At 55.2% G+C, this 19,000-nt stretch carries 14 protein-coding genes; 3 read left to right on the top strand and 11 right to left on the bottom strand.

The features are described from left to right. Positions 1 to 13: 13 nt before the first annotated feature. The 4 genes from JAO77_RS12250 to JAO77_RS12235 form a co-directional block, all read right to left on the bottom strand. Positions 14 to 655 carry an alpha/beta hydrolase gene (locus JAO77_RS12250; RefSeq protein WP_198990662.1) on the bottom strand — a complete coding sequence of 214 codons (642 nt, stop codon included), beginning with the start codon at positions 653 to 655 and terminating at the stop codon, positions 14 to 16. Positions 656 to 792: 137 nt separating this feature from the next. After that, a complete protein-coding gene (locus JAO77_RS12245) occupies positions 793 to 1,725 on the bottom strand; it encodes a ring-cleaving dioxygenase (RefSeq protein WP_198990661.1) in 933 nt (310 codons plus the stop codon). A gap of 52 nt (positions 1,726 to 1,777) precedes the next feature. Next, complete coding sequence (locus JAO77_RS12240; protein ID WP_198990660.1) at positions 1,778 to 2,491, bottom strand: pirin family protein; 714 nt, start codon at positions 2,489 to 2,491, stop codon at positions 1,778 to 1,780. 233 nt (positions 2,492 to 2,724) lie between these two features. Continuing rightward, positions 2,725 to 2,973, bottom strand: a complete 249-nt coding sequence (locus JAO77_RS12235; RefSeq protein ID WP_198990659.1) for an AtpZ/AtpI family protein — start codon at positions 2,971 to 2,973, stop codon at positions 2,725 to 2,727. A 171-nt stretch (positions 2,974 to 3,144) separates the two neighbouring features. Here JAO77_RS12235 and porW point away from each other — a divergent pair, with 171 nt between their 5' ends. The 3 genes from porW (at position 3,145) to uvrC (ending at position 10,884) form a co-directional block, all read left to right on the top strand. Further along, complete coding sequence (gene porW / locus JAO77_RS12230) at positions 3,145 to 6,279, top strand: type IX secretion system periplasmic lipoprotein PorW/SprE (protein ID WP_198990658.1); 3,135 nt, start codon at positions 3,145 to 3,147, stop codon at positions 6,277 to 6,279. 94 nt (positions 6,280 to 6,373) lie between these two features. Next, positions 6,374 to 8,728, top strand: coding sequence for a transglycosylase domain-containing protein (locus JAO77_RS12225; RefSeq protein ID WP_198990657.1), 2,355 nt, complete (start codon positions 6,374 to 6,376; stop codon positions 8,726 to 8,728). Positions 8,729 to 9,072: 344 nt separating this feature from the next. Continuing rightward, entirely contained in the window at positions 9,073 to 10,884 is a 1,812-nt protein-coding gene (gene uvrC, locus JAO77_RS12220) for an excinuclease ABC subunit UvrC (RefSeq protein ID WP_198990656.1), read from the top strand. A 135-nt stretch (positions 10,885 to 11,019) separates the two neighbouring features. Here the strand turns inward: uvrC and porN are convergent, their stop codons facing one another. From porN to JAO77_RS24550, 7 genes are all read right to left on the bottom strand, one after another. Next, entirely contained in the window at positions 11,020 to 12,015 is a 996-nt protein-coding gene (gene porN, locus JAO77_RS12215; RefSeq protein ID WP_235998397.1) for a type IX secretion system ring subunit PorN/GldN, read from the bottom strand. Positions 12,016 to 12,037: 22 nt separating this feature from the next. Further along, positions 12,038 to 13,621, bottom strand: a complete 1,584-nt coding sequence (gene porM, locus JAO77_RS12210; RefSeq protein ID WP_198990655.1) for a type IX secretion system motor protein PorM/GldM — start codon at positions 13,619 to 13,621, stop codon at positions 12,038 to 12,040. 50 nt (positions 13,622 to 13,671) lie between these two features. Continuing rightward, positions 13,672 to 14,487: a type IX secretion system motor protein PorL/GldL gene (gene porL / locus JAO77_RS12205; protein ID WP_144846176.1), complete on the bottom strand. Its 816-nt coding sequence runs from the start codon at positions 14,485 to 14,487 to the stop codon at positions 13,672 to 13,674. A 59-nt stretch (positions 14,488 to 14,546) separates the two neighbouring features. Further along, positions 14,547 to 15,566 carry a T9SS ring complex lipoprotein PorK/GldK gene (gene porK, locus JAO77_RS12200; RefSeq protein ID WP_198990654.1) on the bottom strand — a complete coding sequence of 340 codons (1,020 nt, stop codon included), beginning with the start codon at positions 15,564 to 15,566 and terminating at the stop codon, positions 14,547 to 14,549. A gap of 230 nt (positions 15,567 to 15,796) precedes the next feature. Further along, positions 15,797 to 16,798, bottom strand: a complete 1,002-nt coding sequence (locus JAO77_RS12195; protein WP_198990653.1) for a PorP/SprF family type IX secretion system membrane protein — start codon at positions 16,796 to 16,798, stop codon at positions 15,797 to 15,799. Between the two features lie 155 nt (positions 16,799 to 16,953). After that, positions 16,954 to 17,778, bottom strand: a complete 825-nt coding sequence (locus JAO77_RS12190; RefSeq protein ID WP_198990652.1) for a uroporphyrinogen-III synthase — start codon at positions 17,776 to 17,778, stop codon at positions 16,954 to 16,956. A 64-nt stretch (positions 17,779 to 17,842) separates the two neighbouring features. Beyond that, a complete protein-coding gene (locus tag JAO77_RS24550; protein ID WP_198990651.1) occupies positions 17,843 to 18,985 on the bottom strand; it encodes a DUF4271 domain-containing protein in 1,143 nt (380 codons plus the stop codon). Positions 18,986 to 19,000 lie beyond the last annotated feature (15 nt).

The raw sequence follows: 19,000 nt of genomic DNA, 5'->3' as shown, positions 1-19,000 counted from the left end.
GCTAGCTGGTTGCCTAAGCTGCCGGAAAATTCTTGGTCATCCACGCCACAGCACCGTCAAGGTCGGCCTGTGTCAGATTGTGGCCGGCAGGCGCATCGCGGCGTGTGAGCTGGTAGCCAGCCTGCGCTAGCAAGGCCGCGTAGGCTTCAGTGGCGGCGGGACGCACAGTAGGGTCGTGCTGGCCAGCCGCAAAGTACACCGGCATCGGCCGTGGCGTCTCAAATGCGGGCACCTCTTGCACCAGCGGCTGCATGGGCCGCCACAGCACCGCGCCCGCCAGCAGGCCTGGGTATAGCATCAATAAGCCGCCGGCAATGTTAGCGCCATTAGAATAGCCCACGGCAATGAGCTGCGCGGAGTCAAAACCTTCTTGTTCGGCTACGCTGCCTATAAAATCGGCTAGCTCGTGGGTGCGAAACACTACGTCGGCCTCGTCGAAAACACCCATACCTAGGCGGCGGAAGAAGCGGGGCATGCCACCTTCCTGCACATTGCCGCGCACACTTAGCACATTAAACCCGGGACCGAAATGCGCAGCCAGCGGCAGCAAGTCGCGCTCGTCGCCGCCCGTGCCATGCAGTAGCAGCAGGGTGCGCGTTGCGCCAGGCGCGGGTTGATAGATATAGGTAAGAGGCTGAAAAGCGGTGGGATTCATAGGAAATTTCCTCTGTCAAGGCTATTTAGACATCCGCTATGCTGAGCTTGCCGAAGCATCTCTACTGCCTCATTTAGCTGTACAGTAGAGACACTCCAGCAAGCTTAGCATGACGGGTTAATTTGCTTATCACCTCCTTAGCCTAGCATGGGCAGGTGCGCCTCGATGGCGGCGCGCTGGCTTTCGTACTGGGGCGGCAGCATTAGGTGCGTACCCAACTCAGCCAGCGGCTCGTCGACCATGAAGCCAGGATTGTCGGTGGCTACTTCGAACAGCACTCCGCCCGGCTCGCGGAAGTACATGGCGTGGAAGTACTGCCGGTCAATCTGGGGCGTTACCTGAAAGCCTTTCTTAATCAGAAGGTCGCGGAAGTATAGCTGAGTGGCATCGTCTTTCACCCGGAAGGCTACGTGATGCACCGAGCCAGCCGCCACGTGGCCGCGGGCCTCGCCGGGCGCAGCCACCAGCTCCACGATGTTAGCGGTGCCTAGGGCATCGGTGGCGTAGCGAAAGCGGTTGACGTGCTGGGCCACTAGGTGGTAACCAAATACGTCGGTGAGCACGGCGGCCGTAGCCTTCACGTCGCTCAGGGTGAGTGTGATGTGGTGAAAGCCGCGAGTGGCTACCTCGGCGCCAACCTCAGTGGTAGTCCAGGGAGTGCGCGAGTCGTCGGCCACCTCGGTTAGCTCCAGCTTGAGGCCATCGGGGTCGAGGAAGGTGAGGTAGCGTTCGCCAAACTTCTCGGCGGGTTTGTTATACGTCACGCCGCGGGCTTCGAAACGCTTTTGCCAGAACTCAAGGCTTCCCTGCGGCACGGCGTAGCCGATTTCGGTGGCTTGGCCGGGACCGCGGCGGCCGGGCGTCATGTTCTCCCACGGGAAAAACGTGAGGATGGTACCCGCCGAGCCTACCTCATCGCCAAAATAAAAATGGTAAGTATCGGGCGCGTCAAAGTTCACCGTCCGCTTCAAGAAGCGCAGGCCCAACACCTTGGTATAGAAGTTAAAATTGCGCTGAGCGTTGCTGGCAATGGCCGTGATGTGGTGCAGACCTAGGAGTTGATTTTCCATGATAATCAGAAGCTTACTTCTTTAAATAAACAGCTCGTTGCTCGCAGGGCTCTTAATGATTGATAGGTGCCTCGATGAGCAGGAAGCGCGTATCGGCAGCGCAGTCGAGGTGCACGGGGCCGTGCGTGTTCCAGATACCTAGGGCATCACGGCGGCTCAGCACCTCGTCGTTGATGCGCACCGTACCGCTGATGACGAACACGTACAGCATTTTATTAGCAGGCGCAAAGCTGTAGTCGAGGCTGTGCGCCTCGGTATAGTAACCTAGCGAAAGCTTGGCGTTCTGGTTTATCCAGCAGTGGGCGGTGCCCTCCTCATTGCTCACGATGGTGGTGAGCTGGTTGGTGCGCTGCTCTTCCGGAAACTGACGACGCTGGTAGCGCGGCGTCACGTTTTGAAGCTTGGGCTCAATCCAGATTTGCAAAAAATTCACCTCGTCGTCGCCCACGTTGTATTCCTCGTGGCGCAGGCCCGAGCCGGCACTCATTATCTGCACGCCCCCGGCCGGAATAACTTCCGAGTACCCTAGGGAATCTTTATGGTTCATGGTGCCGGCCAGCAGCACCGAGATGATTTCCATGTTGGCGTGGGCGTGCAGGCCAAAGCCCTTCTCAGGCGCCACAAAATCGTCGTTGAAAACCTTGAGCAACCCAAAGCCATTGCGCTCGGGGTTGGCGTAGGGGCCAAAGCTGAACGTAAGGTGGCTTTGCAGCCAGCCAATATCCTTAAGGCCGCGGTCGCCGGCTGGGAAGAAACGCGTATTCATGGGAGATGGGAATGATGACGAGAGGAAGCTACTAAGGCTGATTTGGTGCGCAAATATACACCGATGTAGCAACATTTAATGTACATACATTATTTTGAGTAAAAAAGTTGTGCGACTTCTACTCACCTAGTATTATAACTAATTATTTCTCAACCCACTAAAGCACCACCTAGGTAAGCTCTAGAGAAGCTTGTTCACTTTATATCCGGTAGTCGTTGCCAGGCGAGCAAGCACTAGTCGCCCTTAGTGAGCCCTCGGATAACTTGGTAGAGGGCCGCCAGCACACCAAACAGCATCAGGCCTATAGTCCACCAGGGACTCTTGGTTTGAAAATGGCGGTCGAGCCAAGTGCCAGCCCACGCGCTAAGACCGATAGTAGCCAGCATTTGAAACGCAATGCCCGAGTACTTAGCAAACGAGCGCAAGCGGTCGGTAGAGGGCGTGGGGTCGGTATCGCGGGGCGGCAGCGGGTTGGTAGCCATGGCAGTAAGCAGGAGAGTGGGTAAGTAAGCTACGCGGGTGTCGCTGGCGAGTTTCGGCGGAGCAAGGCGTAATTTTACGAGTTAGCGGGCGTTGTGCCTGGTGGCAGCCGAACCGGCTGGCCCTGGCATAGCGTTGTGCCCTCCGTATCCTTCCCTGGCTTTTTCGTGGCTTTGACTCGACTCGTTTCCCTTTCCCGACTTTCGTGGTGCTGGCTGGCGGTGCTGGTGGGCCTGGCCCTAGGTGGCTGCGCCTCCGACAAGTCGCTGGTAAGCCACACCCTCAACAACGTAGCGGCCCGCGACAACGGCTTTTTTCTGGCCCGCGAAAAGCTGTGGGCCACCGAGGCCACGCTCTACAAAGGCCGGGTGAACGACTACAACCGCGTGCTGCCGCTTTTCCCAACGCTGGATAGCACCACAGTGCGCGCCACGCGGGCCGACCTCAATGATATTATCAAGAAGGCTTCGCTGCCCATTCAGCACCGGCCGGGCTCCGACTGGACCGACGACGCCTACCTGCTGGTAGGCTGGTCGCGCTTCTACAAAATGGAGTTCGACGACGCAGTACTGACGTTTAAGTATGTAAACAGCACCAGCAAGGACCCGTTTGCCAAACAAGAGGCCCTAATTGGATTGATGCGCAGCTTCTTGGTAACGAAGCAGCTAGACAATGCCAAAGCCGTATCGGACCTACTCGACCGTGAAATAGGCTTACGCAAAGATGCCCGCGAGCTATTCTTGACCCGCGCCGAATACTTTTTGCAGCGGCAGGAGCCTAAGGCAGCTATTGAGCAGCTAGAGCGCGCCGTACCGCTAATACCGGCCAAAAACGAGCGTTCGCGTACCCGCTACATCCTGGCGCAGCTCTACCAGGAACAGGGCCAGGACAAAGAAGCTACCGCGCAGCTCAACGAAATTCTCAAGCGCAATCCGCCTTACGAACTCGACTTCTTCGCCAAGCTGATGCTGGGCCAGGTATCGGAGCTCAACAACCAAAACACGGCGCGGCTCGACAAGTACTTTGCAGGCCTCTTAAAAGACCCAAAGAACAAGGAATATCGCGACAAAATTTATTACGAGATGGCCCGGTTGGCCTATCGACAGAAGCGCTACGCCGATGCCCTAGGGCTGCTACGCACCTCGGCCAAGGCCACTACCACCAACAAGTCGCAGCAAGGCTATACCTACCTACTGGCGGGCCGCATCTACTACGAAAACCTGCAGAAATACCGGCTGGCGGCGGCGTACTACGACAGCACTACGCAAGCTATGCCGAAGGACAACCCCACCTATGCCTCTATTGAGGAGCGGGCGGGCATTCTGAAGGAGTTTGCTAAGCAGTACACCATCATCGAAACGCAGGACAGCCTGCAAGCCCTGGTTCGCCTGCCCGCCGCCGAGCTAGAGCAGCGCCTGGCCAAGTATGCCGCCGCTGAGCTCGAAGCCAAGCGCGTGGCCGCCGAAAAAGCACTGGCCTTACAAAAGGCGCAGCAGCGGGCCCAGCAAGCCCAGGCCCAGGGCATGCCCGGCGTGCCGAGCGCCCTCAGCGGCAACCAGCGCGATATCAGTAACCCTAACACCTACGACCCCAACAACGCCGTAGCGGCGGGCGCCCTCTGGTATTTTGATAACCCTACTTCGCTGAGCACGGCACGGGCCGACTTTATTCGGAAGTGGGGCGACCGCGGCCTGCGCGACAACTGGCGTACTGTAAACCAACCTAGCAACTCGCCCAATACGCCGCAAAATGGTGGCGTGCCACCCAGCATCACGGGCAATACCCAAACCCGCGTAAATGGCAACCTAGGGCCCGCTGGCACGGCTACGGGCGCGCCTGCTACCCCCGACCCTGCCGCCGAGCAGCAAGGCTTGGTGGCGCAGTACCGCGCCGCCCTGCCCAGCACGCCCGACAAGCTGGAGGCCTCAAATATCCAGACTGAGGCGGCTATGTATGAGCTAGGCGGCATCTACAAAGAGCTGCTGAAGGAGCCTATGCGCGGCTATGAAACCTACACCAAGCAAGTAGCCCGCTACCCCCACGGCGCCAATGCTCCCGAAGCGTATTACCTGCTTTACCTCTACTATAAAGGCCTACCCGACGCCGAGAAAACCGCCCAGTACGCCAGCGCGCTCCAGCGCGAGTTCCCTAGCTCGACCTACGCCAAGCTCATTGCCGACCCGCGCTACCGCGAGCACGAGCTGGCCTTGCATAATGCCGTGGCGGCCCGGCTCGACTCGGCTTTTACGCTTTACAAGGAGCAGAACTTTACTAAGGCCAAAGCGCTGCTGACGCGCACCGAGCGCCAATACCCCAAGAGCGACCTCAACGACCGCATGGCCTACCTGCGCACGCTGTTGGCCATCCGGACGCAGCCGCCTCTCACAGCCCGCGCGGCGGTTGAGCAGTTCTATGTCGACTATCCTAGCAGCCCGCTGGTGCCGCTAGCCAAGGCCTTGGCTGATTCTTATAAGAAAGCCGCCGAAGGGCAGTTGGCGGGCGCCCTGGCCTCGACCGACAAGCCAGTAGTTTCTATTTTCCGGCCGGGCGAGGTCAACAATCGCCTGCGCATCGAAGAGGAAGACTTGCCGCCCGCTATGGATGCCCCGGCAGCCACCACGCCGCCTACATCTCCGGCACCTGCGCCTAGCACTACCCCTGCGCCGAGCCCATCGCCAGCAACCACTTCAGCGGCCATCTCCCCTATCAAGCGAGCGGCTGCTCGTCGCCCGCGCGTGGCGCCAAGCAAGCGCACACCAGCTCCTGTTGCTAAAGACACGGCTAGCACTACCGTGCCAAGCGCTACCCCACCTACTACCAGTGCCCCCGCAACCCCGGCGCCGGCTGCTACTGTGCCCGCCAGCACGCCAGCCCCCGCGGCAACCGCCCCCGCCCCAACGCCGATAGTACCAGCCCCGGCGCCAGCAGCACCAGCAGTGGCTTATACCACCCAGCTGAGCGCGGCCCACGCTGTAGCATTAGTTTACCCCAAAGGTGCCGCTCCAACGATTGACCTCGTGGCACAGCTTACGGCGTATAACGGCCGGTTCTTCCGGGCCAACAACCTGGTGGTGTCGGCGGCGCATCCCCTAGGTGCCGACCAAGAGGTAGTGGTGGTACGGACTTTGCCGGGGGCCAAAGTGGCCCAGAGCTACGCTACCAAGCTGCGCGGGCCACAGTCGCCGCTGGCGCGCCTGCGCGGGCAGGGCTATCAGACCCTCGTCATTAGCCTAGCCAACCTGACCTTGCTGCAAGAGGCGGGCGACGTGGCCGGCTACCAGCAGTTTTATCAAAAGGTTTACCAATAGCCAAATCAGGAATAAAGCCTCAGCGAAGAATAGCCCGTAGTTGGCGCACCTACCTTCCCCTTCCTCGCTGGGTCTACTTTCCTATCTTTTCAAAATGCCTACTTCTCCTTCTTCACCAGCTCGCTCTACAGCGCGCCCTAGGTCCCGCCAGCCTGCGCCGGCCCGGCCCGGGCGCTTCCATGCCTTCGTTCGCACTTTGTGGGTGCTGTTTGTAGGTGGCTTGGTAGGGCTGGTACTGTACGTGGGCGCTGTGAACTACAACTTCATGGGCTTGTTTGGGCGCATGCCCAATTTGCGCACCCTCGAAAACCCCAAAAGTGAATTAGCCTCCGAGGTATACTCGGCCGATGGTGTGCTCCTAGGTAAGTATTTCCGCGAAAACCGCACGCCAGCCGACTACCAGGACCTGCCCCAGAACCTGATAGATGCCCTAGTGGCAACCGAAGACGTGCGCTTTGAGCAGCACTCGGGCATCGACTTCAAGAGCATTATGCGCGCGGTGGCGGGCCTAGGGCGTAGCGGTGGCGGCTCTACCCTATCGCAGCAGGTGGCCAAAGTGCTGTTCAAGACCCGCCCCGGCGAAGCGAGCAATCTCAATGACGGTACCCTCAACGGCGAAGGCAAGCTCGGCCTGCTTATTACGAAAACGAAAGAGTGGCTACTTGCCATCCGGCTAGAGCGCAACTATACCAAGCGCGAAATCCTGCGCATGTACCTCAACACTGTAGACTACGGCTCTAATGCGTTTGGTATCAATACGGCAGCCAAGACTTTCTTCAACAAAAAGCCGAAAGACCTGACGACGCCCGAAGCGGCCACGCTGGTGGGCATCGTGAATGCGCCCTCGCGCTTTAGCCCAGCGCTGCACCCAGCCCGCTCAAAGCGCCGCCGCAATTGGGTGCTGCATCAGATGAACAGATACGGTTACCTCTCGGCCGCCGAATTGGCTAAGGATACAGCCAAAGCCATTGTACTGCACTACAGTGTAGAAAGCCCTACTCAGGGCCTGGCGCCCTACTTCCGCACCGAGGTGGCCAAATACCTGCAAACCTGGGCCAAGGAAACCGACCACGATTTGTACGCCGATGGCCTCAAAATTTATACAACCCTCGACTCGCGCATGCAGGCCTATGCCGAGCAGGCGGTGGCTGAGCACCTAGCGTTGCAGCAAAAGTGGTTTTCGGCGCAATGGAAAGGCCAGCAGCCCTGGCGCGATGAGAACGGCCGGGTTATTCCGAACTTCTTGGCCACTTCGATGCGCCGCACCCAGCGCTATAAGTCGCTGATGGCGCGCTATGAGGGCAATAAGGACTCGGTAAACTACTACCTGCGCCGCAAGTACCGCATGCCGGTGTTTACGTGGCAGGGCGAGAAGGAAATGCTGCTGTCGCCCATGGATTCGCTCGACTATTACAAGCGCTACCTGCGGGCCGGCTTCATGGCCGTGAACCCGCTCAATGGCCAAGTAAAGGCCTGGGTCGGCGGCCCCAACTACAAATTCTTTAAGTTTGACCACGTGCGCCAGGGCAAGCGCCAGCCGGGCTCTACCTTCAAGCCCATCGTGTACACGGCGGCCATTGCCGAAGGATATTCACCGTGCTTCCCACGGCCCGACGTAGCTACTACGTTCCCCGGTGTGGCGGGCCGGCCACCCTATACCCCCAAGAATTTCGAGGGTGGCTTCTCAGGGCGCACCTTCACCTTGCGGCAGGCGCTGGCCCGCTCCATGAACTCCATCACGGCGTGGCTGGTATCGGAGCTCACGCCCCAGCGGGTGGCTGACTACGCTAAGCTCCTAGGTATTACGTCACCCGTTGACCCAGTGCCGGCCGTGGGCTTCGGTGCTTCCGATTGCAGCATTTTTGAGCTGTGTGGCGTCTATGGCACCTTCGTAAACAAGGGTGTTTGGACCTCGCCCATCATGGTGACCCGCATCGACGATAAGAATGGTAATATGCTGCGCGAGTTTATTCCGCGCACCCGCAACGTGCTGACCGAAGAAACCGCCTACGTGATGACCAACATGCTGGAAGCCAGCACCACCGAGCGAGGCGGTACCAGCACCATCTTGCACACGGGCTTCAAGTTCAACACCAACATTGGGGCCAAGACCGGGACGACTTCCAACTACTCCGATGCCTGGTTTATGGGCATCACGCCCGACCTGGTTTGCGGCATGTGGGTGGGCGGCGAAGACCGCAGCATCCACTTCCGCTCGGGCTACTATGGGCAGGGGGCCCGCCTGGCGCTGCCGCTCTACGGCATCTTTATGAAAAAGGTGTACGCCAATAAGAGCATCGATATCAATACCGGCCCATTCCCGGCACCTAGGGACCTCAAAATCGAGCTCGACTGCTCGAAGTATTACGGTGCCCAGCGCGATACCATTCCGGCCGACCAAAAGATGGCTCAGCCCACAACCATCGACTTGAACAAGGAAGACATTTAGACTACAGATTCAAACGGATTTGTCGGATGAAACGGATACGCCCGCCTGCGGCGGGCTGACTTCGGTAGCCAGGTCCGACAGAAAGGTAAGTATTATAATAAGCAACGGCCGGCTACTTTTGCCGGCCGTTTTGCGTTCTGATAGCTGGCCCTTTCAAAGAGCAACCTAGGTGCTAAATGGTAAGCTATTACATAGCAGTACCTAGCAGAACACTTGCTAATTCTTCGCCCTAGGTACCTAAAAGCAGCCGCGCCAGCGGCATATTCGTTTCATCCGTACCAGAGTCAGCCCGGCGTAGCCGGGCGCATCCGTTCCATCCGACAAATCCGTTTGAATCTGCGGTCATGGCAGCCAAACCCGAGCTACAAGAGCAAATAAACCGCCTGCCTCACCAGCCAGGTGTGTACCGGTACTTCGACGACGAAGGCATCATTTATGTGGGCAAAGCTGTAGACCTGCGCAAGCGCGTGAGCAGCTACTTCACCAAGCAAGACCACAACAAGAAAACCCAGCAGCTGGTCAAGAACATCAAGCGCATCGAATTCACCATCGTGAACTCGGAGTCGGACGCTTTCTTGCTAGAGAACAACCTCATCAAGCAGCACCAGCCGAAATACAATATTCTGCTTAAGGATGGCAAGACGTATCCGTACCTGCTGCTGACTAAGGAGCGGTTTCCGCGCCTCATTCCAACGCGCAACAAACAGCCTGGCGATGGGCAGTATTTTGGCCCCTATGCGCACCAAGGCTCGCTCAACGTCCTGCTGGAGCTTATCAGGGCGCTGTACCCGCTACGGACCTGCACGTATAACCTAAGCCCCGAGAATATCGAGGCTGGTAAGTTTAAAGTGTGCCTAGAGTATCATATCGGCAACTGTAAGGGTCCGTGTGAGAACAAAGAAGACGAGGCCACATATAACCAGTACATCCAGCAAATCCGTCAGATTCTTAACGGCGACCTGCGCTTGCCCAAGCAGTACTTCCGCGAGAAGATGACGGCCGCGGCCCAAGAAATGCAGTATGAGCTGGCGCACCAGTTCAAGCAGAAGCTAGACAAGCTCGACGAGTTTCAGGCTAAGAGCACCATTGTAAATGCTTCGCTGACCAACATTGATGTGTTCAGTATTGCCTCTAACGAAAAGGCTGCTTTCGTCAACTATTTCAAGGTGATGAATGGTAACATCATTCTTACCCAGAACCTAGAGCTGACGAAGAAGCTTGACGAATCAGACGGTGAAATTCTGGCGCCTCTCATCATGCAGCTGCGCCAGGAGTACGAGAGCGAGGCCAGAGAGATTTTGACAAACGTGCCCGTGGGCGACTTGCCCCTGCCCGGCGTAGCCGTTACCCAACCCCAAATTGGGGACAAGCGCAAGCTCTTAGAGCTCAGCATTAAAAACGTGCTCTACCTCCGCAAGGAAAAGGAGAGCATGAACGAGAAGAGCAAGGACGTCAACGAGGTACGCATCATGGAGCAGATTAAGAAAGACCTGCGCCTGAAAGAGCTACCTAAGCATATTGAGTGCTTCGACAACTCCAACTTCCAGGGCGACAACCCAGTGTCGGCAATGGTGTGCTTCCGCAACGCGCGCCCTAGCAAAAAGGACTACCGCCACTACCATGTTAAGACGGTAGTGGGGCCCAATGACTTCGACACCATGTATGAGGTCATCACGCGCCGCTATCGTCGCTTAGTCGATGAAGGGGCCAGCCTGCCACAGCTCGTCATTGTAGACGGCGGCAAAGGCCAGCTCAGCATGGCTGTAAAGGCCCTAAAAGACCTCAATCTATGGGGGCAAATCCCGGTCATCGGTATCGCTAAGCGCCTCGAAGAAATCTACGTACCCAACGACCCCCTGCCGCTCTATATCGATAAGAAGAGTGAGAGTCTGCGCCTGTTCCAGCGCATGCGCGATGAGGTTCACCGCTTCGGCATCACCTTCCACCGCAAGACCCGCGACGACGCCACGCTAAAGACCGAACTAACCGAAGTAAAGGGCCTAGGGCCTGTCACAGCGGATAAACTGCTCACAAAATTTAAATCGGTCAAAAAGATAAAAGAGCTAACCGAGCTTCAGTTAATAGCCGAAGTGGGCAAAGCCAAAGCTAAAATTCTGCTCAATTATTTCGACCAACAAGAATCGCCGACATCTTAATTGACGTAAACCTATGAAAAAACAAAAGAGCCCTGGCCTATAGGCCAGGGCTCTTTTGTTTTTTACGAATTACCTATTCAGCTAATAGAAGACAGGCAATCCGTTATATCCGACAAATCCGTTTGAATCTGCGGTTTAGAAAGACCACAGGTTGTATTCGTACTCTACTAGGTCAGCGGCAATCTGCTGCGAAGCCAACAGCCCTTGACGCTCCCCACCATACTGACTGGCGAGGTCATCACCAGCAGGGTTCGAAACCTTGGTGATGTATGAGTTGAACAACCACAGTTCGAATGCATCGGCCAGGTTCTTGTGCTGGGCATCATTCTGCGCATTAAACCAGATGGCCGTCTGCGGATTGTTGCGGAACACCTTTACCAAGTCGGCATATTTGAACGTTGCTACGTTCTTCTCTAGGCCCGAAGTATTGGTAGACAGTGTCGAAGGCAGCTTCAGCGAGATAGTTTTAATCTGGTGATACATCCGCGAGCGCTTCTTGTCGAATATCATTTCCTCCGACAGCTCCATTTGGTAGAGGTCTTTTGGACGATACTCTTCAGTCGTTTTAGGCGGCGGCGGGGCAACAGCTACCGATGAGACAGGTACCGTGCGGTACACAATCTTACCGTTTTTCTTAACTGGTTTGCCTTTGCTATCCAGTACCGCTACTCGCTTAGTAGCGGGCTTCTTTGGCGAAGCTACTGGTGCGCCCCAACCATCGTCTGCAGCCGCAGCTTTTTTCGTGCTCTTAGCAGGAGGTGCGCTAGCGCCCCAATCGTCGCCATCAGCGCTGATTGGTGCTTCAATAGCATACGACATGTTATCCGACATCTCTTTAGCAGTGAGAGTCGAAGTAACCGAGTCGTTTTTATATGCCTGCAGTTCACCACGCTTTACTGCATCTATAATGACTCGGCCAATTTCCCTCCCATCCGAATACATCGGCAGGTTTTGCTTCTCGCGCAGGTCAATGGCCCGCCAGATAGTCTTGCGGAACATTTGGTCGGAAACCGGGATGGCCCGAACGGCACCGGTTGTAGCCGTAGCAGCCGCCTGCTCCTGCGCGTGAGCCGCTACTGCGGTTGTCAGCGCTGCGAGCGTGAAAGGAAGAATTTTAAAATAGCGGGTCATAATAGAGAAGATAATTAAAATCTTATTGCAACGGAATGTTGAACACACGAGTAGGCATATTCACATCTTCCACTTGGCCTTGGAAGTTGTTACGCTGCACACCTAGTACTTCAATGTAGAGGCGGTCACCTTCTTTGTAAGCGTTTACCATATCGCTCATATCGCCTTGGGCACCATTAATGGTTTTTGGACCAATAACAGGGCGCTTGCCACGAGCAAGTACTGCGGTAAAGCGCGATACACGGTAGCGAGCATCTTCGGGTAGGAAGGTAGCAAAGCCAGGGTCAGGGACAGCGCGCAGCGTGATAGTGCGGATGGCCGTACCGGGCGTACCCTGCTTCTCATTAGCCTTTTGGCCACCAACATAGCAATCGATGGTTGGGTTCGGAATTGGGCGAACTTTGAATTCCTGCGAGCCGATAGCGTTGCCACCGCTGCTTACGTTCAGGGTCACCTCACGAGCGTTGGGCACCAGTGTTACCTCACCTTTCTGGCCCGTGATTACCGAAGCACCCGAAGCCGAGAAGCTAGGCTGGTACTGGGCACCTAGGGCCGGCACCTGCACGCTCAGCTTATTGCCGCACTTGTAGTACAGCGCCTGTACCGAAGCCGATTGAATTTGCATTACCGGCTTAGTCACGGTGTAAGGTACCGTTACGCGGAAAGTAGTGTCGCGGCCGTTCTGGTTGATGCGGATAGAACCAGTCCACGAAGCTTTGGCATTACCAGCAGCGTCGAAGTTGCCAGGACGAGCCGTAAATTCAATTTTGCCGTGGTTGGTCTTGGGGTCAACGGACAGCGGGCTACCGTTGTAAGTCATATTCTGCTTGAGGCCGCTAGCAGCAGCGGTCAAGAACAGCTCGGCTTTGTATTTGGTACCAGCAGCCACCGTGTTCGATTCGGCCGAGGCGAAAGCACCTAGCTTATCAAATACAATAGTCTTGGCGCCTACCTTCTCAGCCTGCTTTTGCAATGCGTCGGCTTGGTATTTCAGTACTTCGGTTTCCTTCTGGCTCAGAACGGCCAGCGCGGCAACCACCGGCGTATTCTCGAAGTTAAACTCAGCGAAGTTCTTGCCCTTCTGCTCTTTGTCCGTCACCTTGGGGTCAACCTTAGCGTCAAGAGCTAGTGGAGCAGCATCAGGTACGTACTGCTTAATATAGTCAGCGTAGCCATTGAGCTTGTCTTTCAAAGGGTAAGCCAAACCATTTTTAGCACCGCCAAGCATCGTGATAGCTACTTTGTCGGTGGCTTCCATGTTGTGGAATTCGCCAGCCTTAGAGTTTTCAGTAGCAGCAATCAGCTTTTCGCGTACCTGGTCGATATAAGCGACCATTTCCTTGGTCTTTTCGCGAATCTCCTCGCTTTGCTTTAGCACCTGCTGGTCGGCAGACTGGTTGCGGTTTTTAGCTACCGCCTCCTGAATACCTTTTACAGTGCCATCGGCAGCTTTGTCAGTTTTAGCGTTGACGTCAACCAAGCTGTCGTCAATGAGCTTAAATTTTTGTAGAATCGCGGAGTTAACGTTGAGCGCCAGAAGAGCCGTTAGCACGAGATACATCATGCCAATCATCTTCTGCCGCGGCGTTTCATTAGCTGATGCCATCAGATATTCTCGCTATAGTGATAATTAATTGAGATAGGCACTCTTAATAGTTAGCTGATTGCGCCGGCACGCATAGCGTTCAGCATGTTGCCGTACACACGGTTGAGCGACGACAGGTTGCCGGTCAGGTCTGCTACCTGATGCTGCAGGCTTTCGGTGTCTTTGCCGGCCTGTACCATATTTTCCATGGCTTTGCCTAGGGTACCATAGAACTGGTTCATGGACTTCAAATGCGTATTGGCATCTTGCAGTTCCATTTCGTACACCGCATTTAGAGCACCCAAGTTCTTGGTTACGTTCTGCACTTGCAGGTGGTATTCTTTGGCATCGCCAGTGGCGTTCGACATAGCCGATACAGCCTCTACCGTGTTAGAGTAAGCTTCGTTGATACGCTCGAGCGACTGAGCAGCGGTACGTACCTTCTGGGTGTACTCCTCGGTTACGTTAGTAGCCTCGCCTAGCTGGCCCAGCTGAGCCGTAGTAGCGCTGAGGCGGTTTAGGCCTTGACCGAGGTTAGTGAGTGCTTCGGGCGTAACGTTAGCGTTTTTCAACATATCGTCCAGCTTACCGGTCAGACCGTTCGGAGCGGGCGTCTTAGCATCGCGGAAACGGTTGTCATTGCTGCTGGGGTCATAGCCCTCGCTCAATTCAGGATATACCAGCGACCAATCAGTTTCCTTGGCGTGAGGCTGGAACGAGCTTAAGAAGAAGATAGCGGCTTCGGTCAGCAGACCAACCGTAAGCATAAGGTCGGCACCGGGTAAGTGACGAATTTTGAATAGTGCCCCAACGATTACTACCGCGGCTCCGATGCCGTAGACCATCGGCATTACTTTATCGAAGAAAAAATTACCTTTAGCTGCCATTGTGATTGTAGAAACTTAAAAAAATAAATGAAATGGTGTGGTGATACTAGGTTGGTGAATTAGCGATTCAAGCTACCATTGGTGCCCATGCCAATTTGAATCATGGAGCAACGGAAACCAATGTAAGAGCGCGAAGAATCCTGGTATTCGAAGTTGCGGGTGCCCGTTTCGAGGAAGTACTGAATGTCTTTCCACGAACCACCACGCACTACTTTGCGGGGCTCGTTATCGTCGGGGTTGGTGGGGTTCAAGTCCCAAACTACCGGCACGGAAGCTTCCATATAAGCGTCATCGCACCATTCTGACACATTGCCGGCCATATCATAGAGGCCAAAGTCATTGGGGAAATAAGACCCAACCTCGGAGGTATAAGCAAAGCCATCCGAAGCATAATCACCGCGGCCCGGCTTGAAGTTAGCTAGCATGCAGCCGCGTGTGTTGCGCACGTAAGGGCCACCCCAAGGGAACGTAGCCCCTTCACGACCACCGCGAGCGGCGTATTCCCACTCAGCCTCTGAAGGTAGGCGGAAGTTTGGCAGCGGGGCCTCACCACGCTCTTCGTTAGTGGCATTCTTATACTTCGAGCGCCAGTTACAGAAATACTTAGCTGCAAACCAGTCAACACCTACCACCGGGTAATCGTCGAATGCAGGGTGCGAATAGTAGTACTCCAACAACGGGTCACCCATATGATAAGTAAAGTCACGCACCCATACAGTAGTATCCGGATACAGCTCAGTCTTAATATAGTCTTCCCCTAGGGCTTCTACCGAGTCCTGCATAATAGCACCCACGAACTGACGGTATTCATTATTCGTGATTTCGGTTTCATCCATGTAAAAGCCAGCGATAGTCACCTGCTTATTCATGTTCACCATAGAAGCCGAAATGTCTTGGTCGGTCTGGCCCATGTGGAACGTCCCCCCTGGGCAAGGAACCATACCAAACGGAACATCTTGAGGATTAAAAATCGGTCGGTCCTCCGCGCCTACCAAGTCACCCTGATAGTTTTTTGTAAAACACCCACCCATGAATAACCCAGAAAGGGCCAGGAGGGGTAGTGCCAGAAACTTTTTCATAATAAAGAAAAGACTAATTGTATATCCAGGTGTTAGCAGGGCGTATTCTATCGTCTGGCAAATCTACACTATTTCAAGTCGACCTGCAATATCGGCCGGACACGCGAGTGTGGATATTTGTTCCTAAAAACAAGAAAAACGCTCTAATTAGCTAAAAAAAGCTATTTTTGAGAGAAAAATATTTCTTTACAAAGATTTTATCTTTTTCCAACCCTTAGTTCAAAATAGGACTAAAAGCTGTAGCGAGGGGTTCGAATCGCAGGACGCGTAATTAAACCAACCTTAGGCATACGTAGCGCAAGCATGATTTCGTGCGAGCTCAATGCGAGGGCGTCTTGGTGAAAAGCAACGAAGTCGAATGCGTAACCAATTCGAAACCGATTGTCGGCGCCGAAGCTGGCACCTACCAGTCCGGCAATGGATTCATCATACCGATAGTTCAAACCAGCCCAGAATCGGTCATCAAGAGTAGCTCGTACTCCCGTTTCGAACGAATAGTTGTGCTGGTTATCATATTTACTTTTAGTGCCGTAGCTACCAGGCAATACCGCTTTAGCAAGGATGGTCGGCGTCACGACAACGGAAGAGGATGCTTCAATATTGTAGCCCGCTGTGAAGTAGGCATGGTTCTCTCCTAAATACTGGCTAGCGGTGCCCCGCACACCAGTACTGGCAAACGTATACTGAGAACGGAATAAATTGTTGGCACTAAGTCCTGCGTAGAACTTCGGGCTCTCATACCAGATGCCTGCGCCTGCATCAAACTTGCGGTCTGAGGCCCCCTGAGCAGGCACATTGATATCGTTAGGGTCAATAGCCCGGTAGGTACCATTGCCTATGTATGTATACGTACCCTGGATGCCGATGCCGAGCTGACCACGGCCGAGCTTAATATGCTGCGAGTAAGACAGCGCTCCGTTTGTCGTTTTTACGGGACCAGCTTGGTCATAGTACACCACTAGGCCTACTCCCCCACTTAGGGGTAGAATAGGCACGGAGAAGGAGGCCATGCCCGTACGCGGCGAACCATTATCGTCTCCTTGGGTATTGCCGAGGTTAAAATACTGGTAGCGACCAAGTACAGTAACTTCGGTTTGGCCTTTTATGCCAGCGTAAGCCGGATTAAGGTACATGCCATTGAAGCCGTAGTGCGTGAACTGCGGCTGCTGCTGGGCCATAGCAGTGCCCGCTGCCACTAGTAGCAGCAGGGGAGCGAGTATAATTCCCTTCATACGGATTGGGAGAGGAGATAGGAACAATGGGGCAGACATAGCGAAAACGGGAAGACCTCTCGCTTTCAAATGTAACTACTAGGCCGCTGCTATACGCAGCGCACCTAGGTGAATAGCTTGGGGTCCTAGGTCCTCTCTATGTTGCCGCTATGCTATCAGCCGTTTCCCTTTGCCTTGTCAGCGCTGGCGCCGGGCGCCAAGGCGTGCTGGCGGATGTATGCTTCGATGGCACCCGTCATGGACGGGGCATTGGGCATAGGGGCTTCAATGTCAAGGATGAGACCTGCATCACGGACGGCCTTGGCCGTAGTAGGACCAAAGGCCGCAATGCGAGTGCCTTCCTGCACAAAATCGGGGAAGTTGACGAATAGCGAGCTAATGCCGGAAGGGCTAAAGAACGCTAAGCAGTCATATTTTACATCAGACAAGTCGGAAAGGTCGCTAGCTACTGTGCGGTAAATAACTGCCTCTGTAAACTTGAGATTATTGGCCCGCATAAACTCGGGCAAATCATCTTTCCGAATGTCGGAGCAAGGATACAAAAACTTCTCGCCCTTGTGCTTTTTAATAACGTCGAAAAGGTCAGCCGCAGTACGTTGCCCCACAAAAAGTTTGCGCTTACGCAGCACAATATATTTCTGCAAGTAATTGGCGGTTTGGTCCGAGATGCAGAAGTACTTCATTTCGGCCGGCATCTCCAGCTTAGCCTCTTGGCAAATGCGGAAGAAGTGGTCGACAGCGTTGCGGCTGGTAAAGATTACCGCTGAGTACTCCAAGATGTTAATCTTCTCTTTCCGGAACTCCTTGTACGGCACAGCCTGTACATCAATGAATTCACGAAAGTCCACCCGGATTCCATATTTCTCGGCCAACGGCGAGTAAGGCGAAACATCAGTGGCGGGCTTCGGCTGGGTAACCAGAATGCTGCGGATGGGCTTGGCGTGCCGGTTCAGTCCCGGCTGTGCTGCGCTCTCGGCCATAAGAATAAGTAAGGGTAACGCTAAAGCAATAGACTAAACGCTGGGGCTACAGCAACAACCTACTTTAGCCAAGGTATGTAAACACGATGAGCTTTAGTAGTACTGCAAGGGGCAGTATTTCGGTAGCACAAAGGTACGCGAACAAATGAAGATTAAGCAGCGACGTGCGCTGATGCAGCGTGCGGGCTACCCGCAATACCGTCAGCGTGAGCAAAACTAGGACAAAGCCATTGGCTATTTTAACAACCAAAGGCCAGTATGCGTTCAAGCTCAACAGTAGCAGCAGCACCACAGGAATAAGCAGCCCCAGCAGCAGCGTGGTGCGCAGAAACTCGCGGTAGTGAATGGTAGCCAGAGACCTTAGGTCGAAAATGTAGCTTAATGCCTCTACTATCAAGAACTTACCTGCTATAAATGCGATGATGAGCCCGGCGTACAATCCTACGCGCGCCACAGTGGCCGACTCGGGCACTTTAAGCAATTGGTTGACCAGCGGCAGGCTGCTGAAATCTGTGTGCAGCGCAGTTAATAAGAGCGACAGCGATAACGCAAATAGGAGCGTCAGCACTAGGTTAAGTAGCGTGAAGGCGGGCCGGACCAAAAAACTTGGCGTGTCGGCAGATGCTCCCAAAAAATCGGTTATTTGCAACACCCGCGCTAGGCCGGCTGGGTAGGCGCTCCGCACAATGCCATAAAGCAGCCCCACTACCAAAAGCCCTAGCAGCAATGGCTGGCTTTGCAGAGCGGCCTGCTGCGGACGGGCGGGATTAAGCGCCCCTACGTGGGCGCTAGTAGCAGCTGTGGCCCCCTTGGCAGCCGCTTCTGGGGCCGGCGCGGCCGTGAACGACCCTAGGGCCGGGTAGCCATCGGGCTGCCACACTGCCAGCAGGTGCGCAGCGGCCGCTTGGCGCGGAACACTACGCCCTAGGTCTACGGTATAGGCACTGGCCTTACCAGCCGTAAAAATGAGCCGGTTGTCAACGAATATGCTTAGCCCGGGCTGTGCTACGAAAGAAAGCACTAATGGCTGCCCCACTCGCAGGCGCACCCACTGGTAATAAGCATGAGCGGGCGCGTGGTAGCCCGGCAAGTAGAGAATGAGCCGGTTGTGCAGGGCGTCGTGCAGCAGCCAGTTATCGGCGGAGATGCCGGGGGCGGGCGCCGGGGGCAACGGCCGGTATTCGGCCGCCCGGCCGGCTAAGGACACCCCTAGGCAAATTGC

Origin of the sequence: Hymenobacter sp. BT559 (assembly GCF_016427535.1) — a bacterium.
Taxonomy (GTDB): Bacteria; Bacteroidota; Bacteroidia; order Cytophagales; family Hymenobacteraceae; genus Hymenobacter.
This window is presented reverse-complemented; position numbering and strand designations above follow the sequence as displayed.

What these genes read in the sequence shown, in the direction of transcription:
- porL (WP_144846176.1), bottom strand. Translation starts at nt 14,487, where the DNA reads ATGGCAGCTAAAGGTAATTTTTTCTTCGATAAAGTAATGCCGATGGTC.
- uvrC (WP_198990656.1), top strand. Translation starts at nt 9,073, where the DNA reads ATGGCAGCCAAACCCGAGCTACAAGAGCAAATAAACCGCCTGCCTCAC.
- JAO77_RS12195 (WP_198990653.1), bottom strand. Translation starts at nt 16,798, where the DNA reads ATGAAGGGAATTATACTCGCTCCCCTGCTGCTACTAGTGGCAGCGGGC.
- JAO77_RS12225 (WP_198990657.1), top strand. Translation starts at nt 6,374, where the DNA reads ATGCCTACTTCTCCTTCTTCACCAGCTCGCTCTACAGCGCGCCCTAGG.
- JAO77_RS12190 (WP_198990652.1), bottom strand. Translation starts at nt 17,778, where the DNA reads ATGGCCGAGAGCGCAGCACAGCCGGGACTGAACCGGCACGCCAAGCCC.
- porM (WP_198990655.1), bottom strand. Translation starts at nt 13,621, where the DNA reads ATGGCATCAGCTAATGAAACGCCGCGGCAGAAGATGATTGGCATGATG.
- porN (WP_235998397.1), bottom strand. Translation starts at nt 12,015, where the DNA reads ATGACCCGCTATTTTAAAATTCTTCCTTTCACGCTCGCAGCGCTGACA.
- porK (WP_198990654.1), bottom strand. Translation starts at nt 15,566, where the DNA reads ATGAAAAAGTTTCTGGCACTACCCCTCCTGGCCCTTTCTGGGTTATTC.
- JAO77_RS12240 (WP_198990660.1), bottom strand. Translation starts at nt 2,491, where the DNA reads ATGAATACGCGTTTCTTCCCAGCCGGCGACCGCGGCCTTAAGGATATT.
- JAO77_RS12235 (WP_198990659.1), bottom strand. Translation starts at nt 2,973, where the DNA reads ATGGCTACCAACCCGCTGCCGCCCCGCGATACCGACCCCACGCCCTCT.
- JAO77_RS12245 (WP_198990661.1), bottom strand. Translation starts at nt 1,725, where the DNA reads ATGGAAAATCAACTCCTAGGTCTGCACCACATCACGGCCATTGCCAGC.
- JAO77_RS12250 (WP_198990662.1), bottom strand. Translation starts at nt 655, where the DNA reads ATGAATCCCACCGCTTTTCAGCCTCTTACCTATATCTATCAACCCGCG.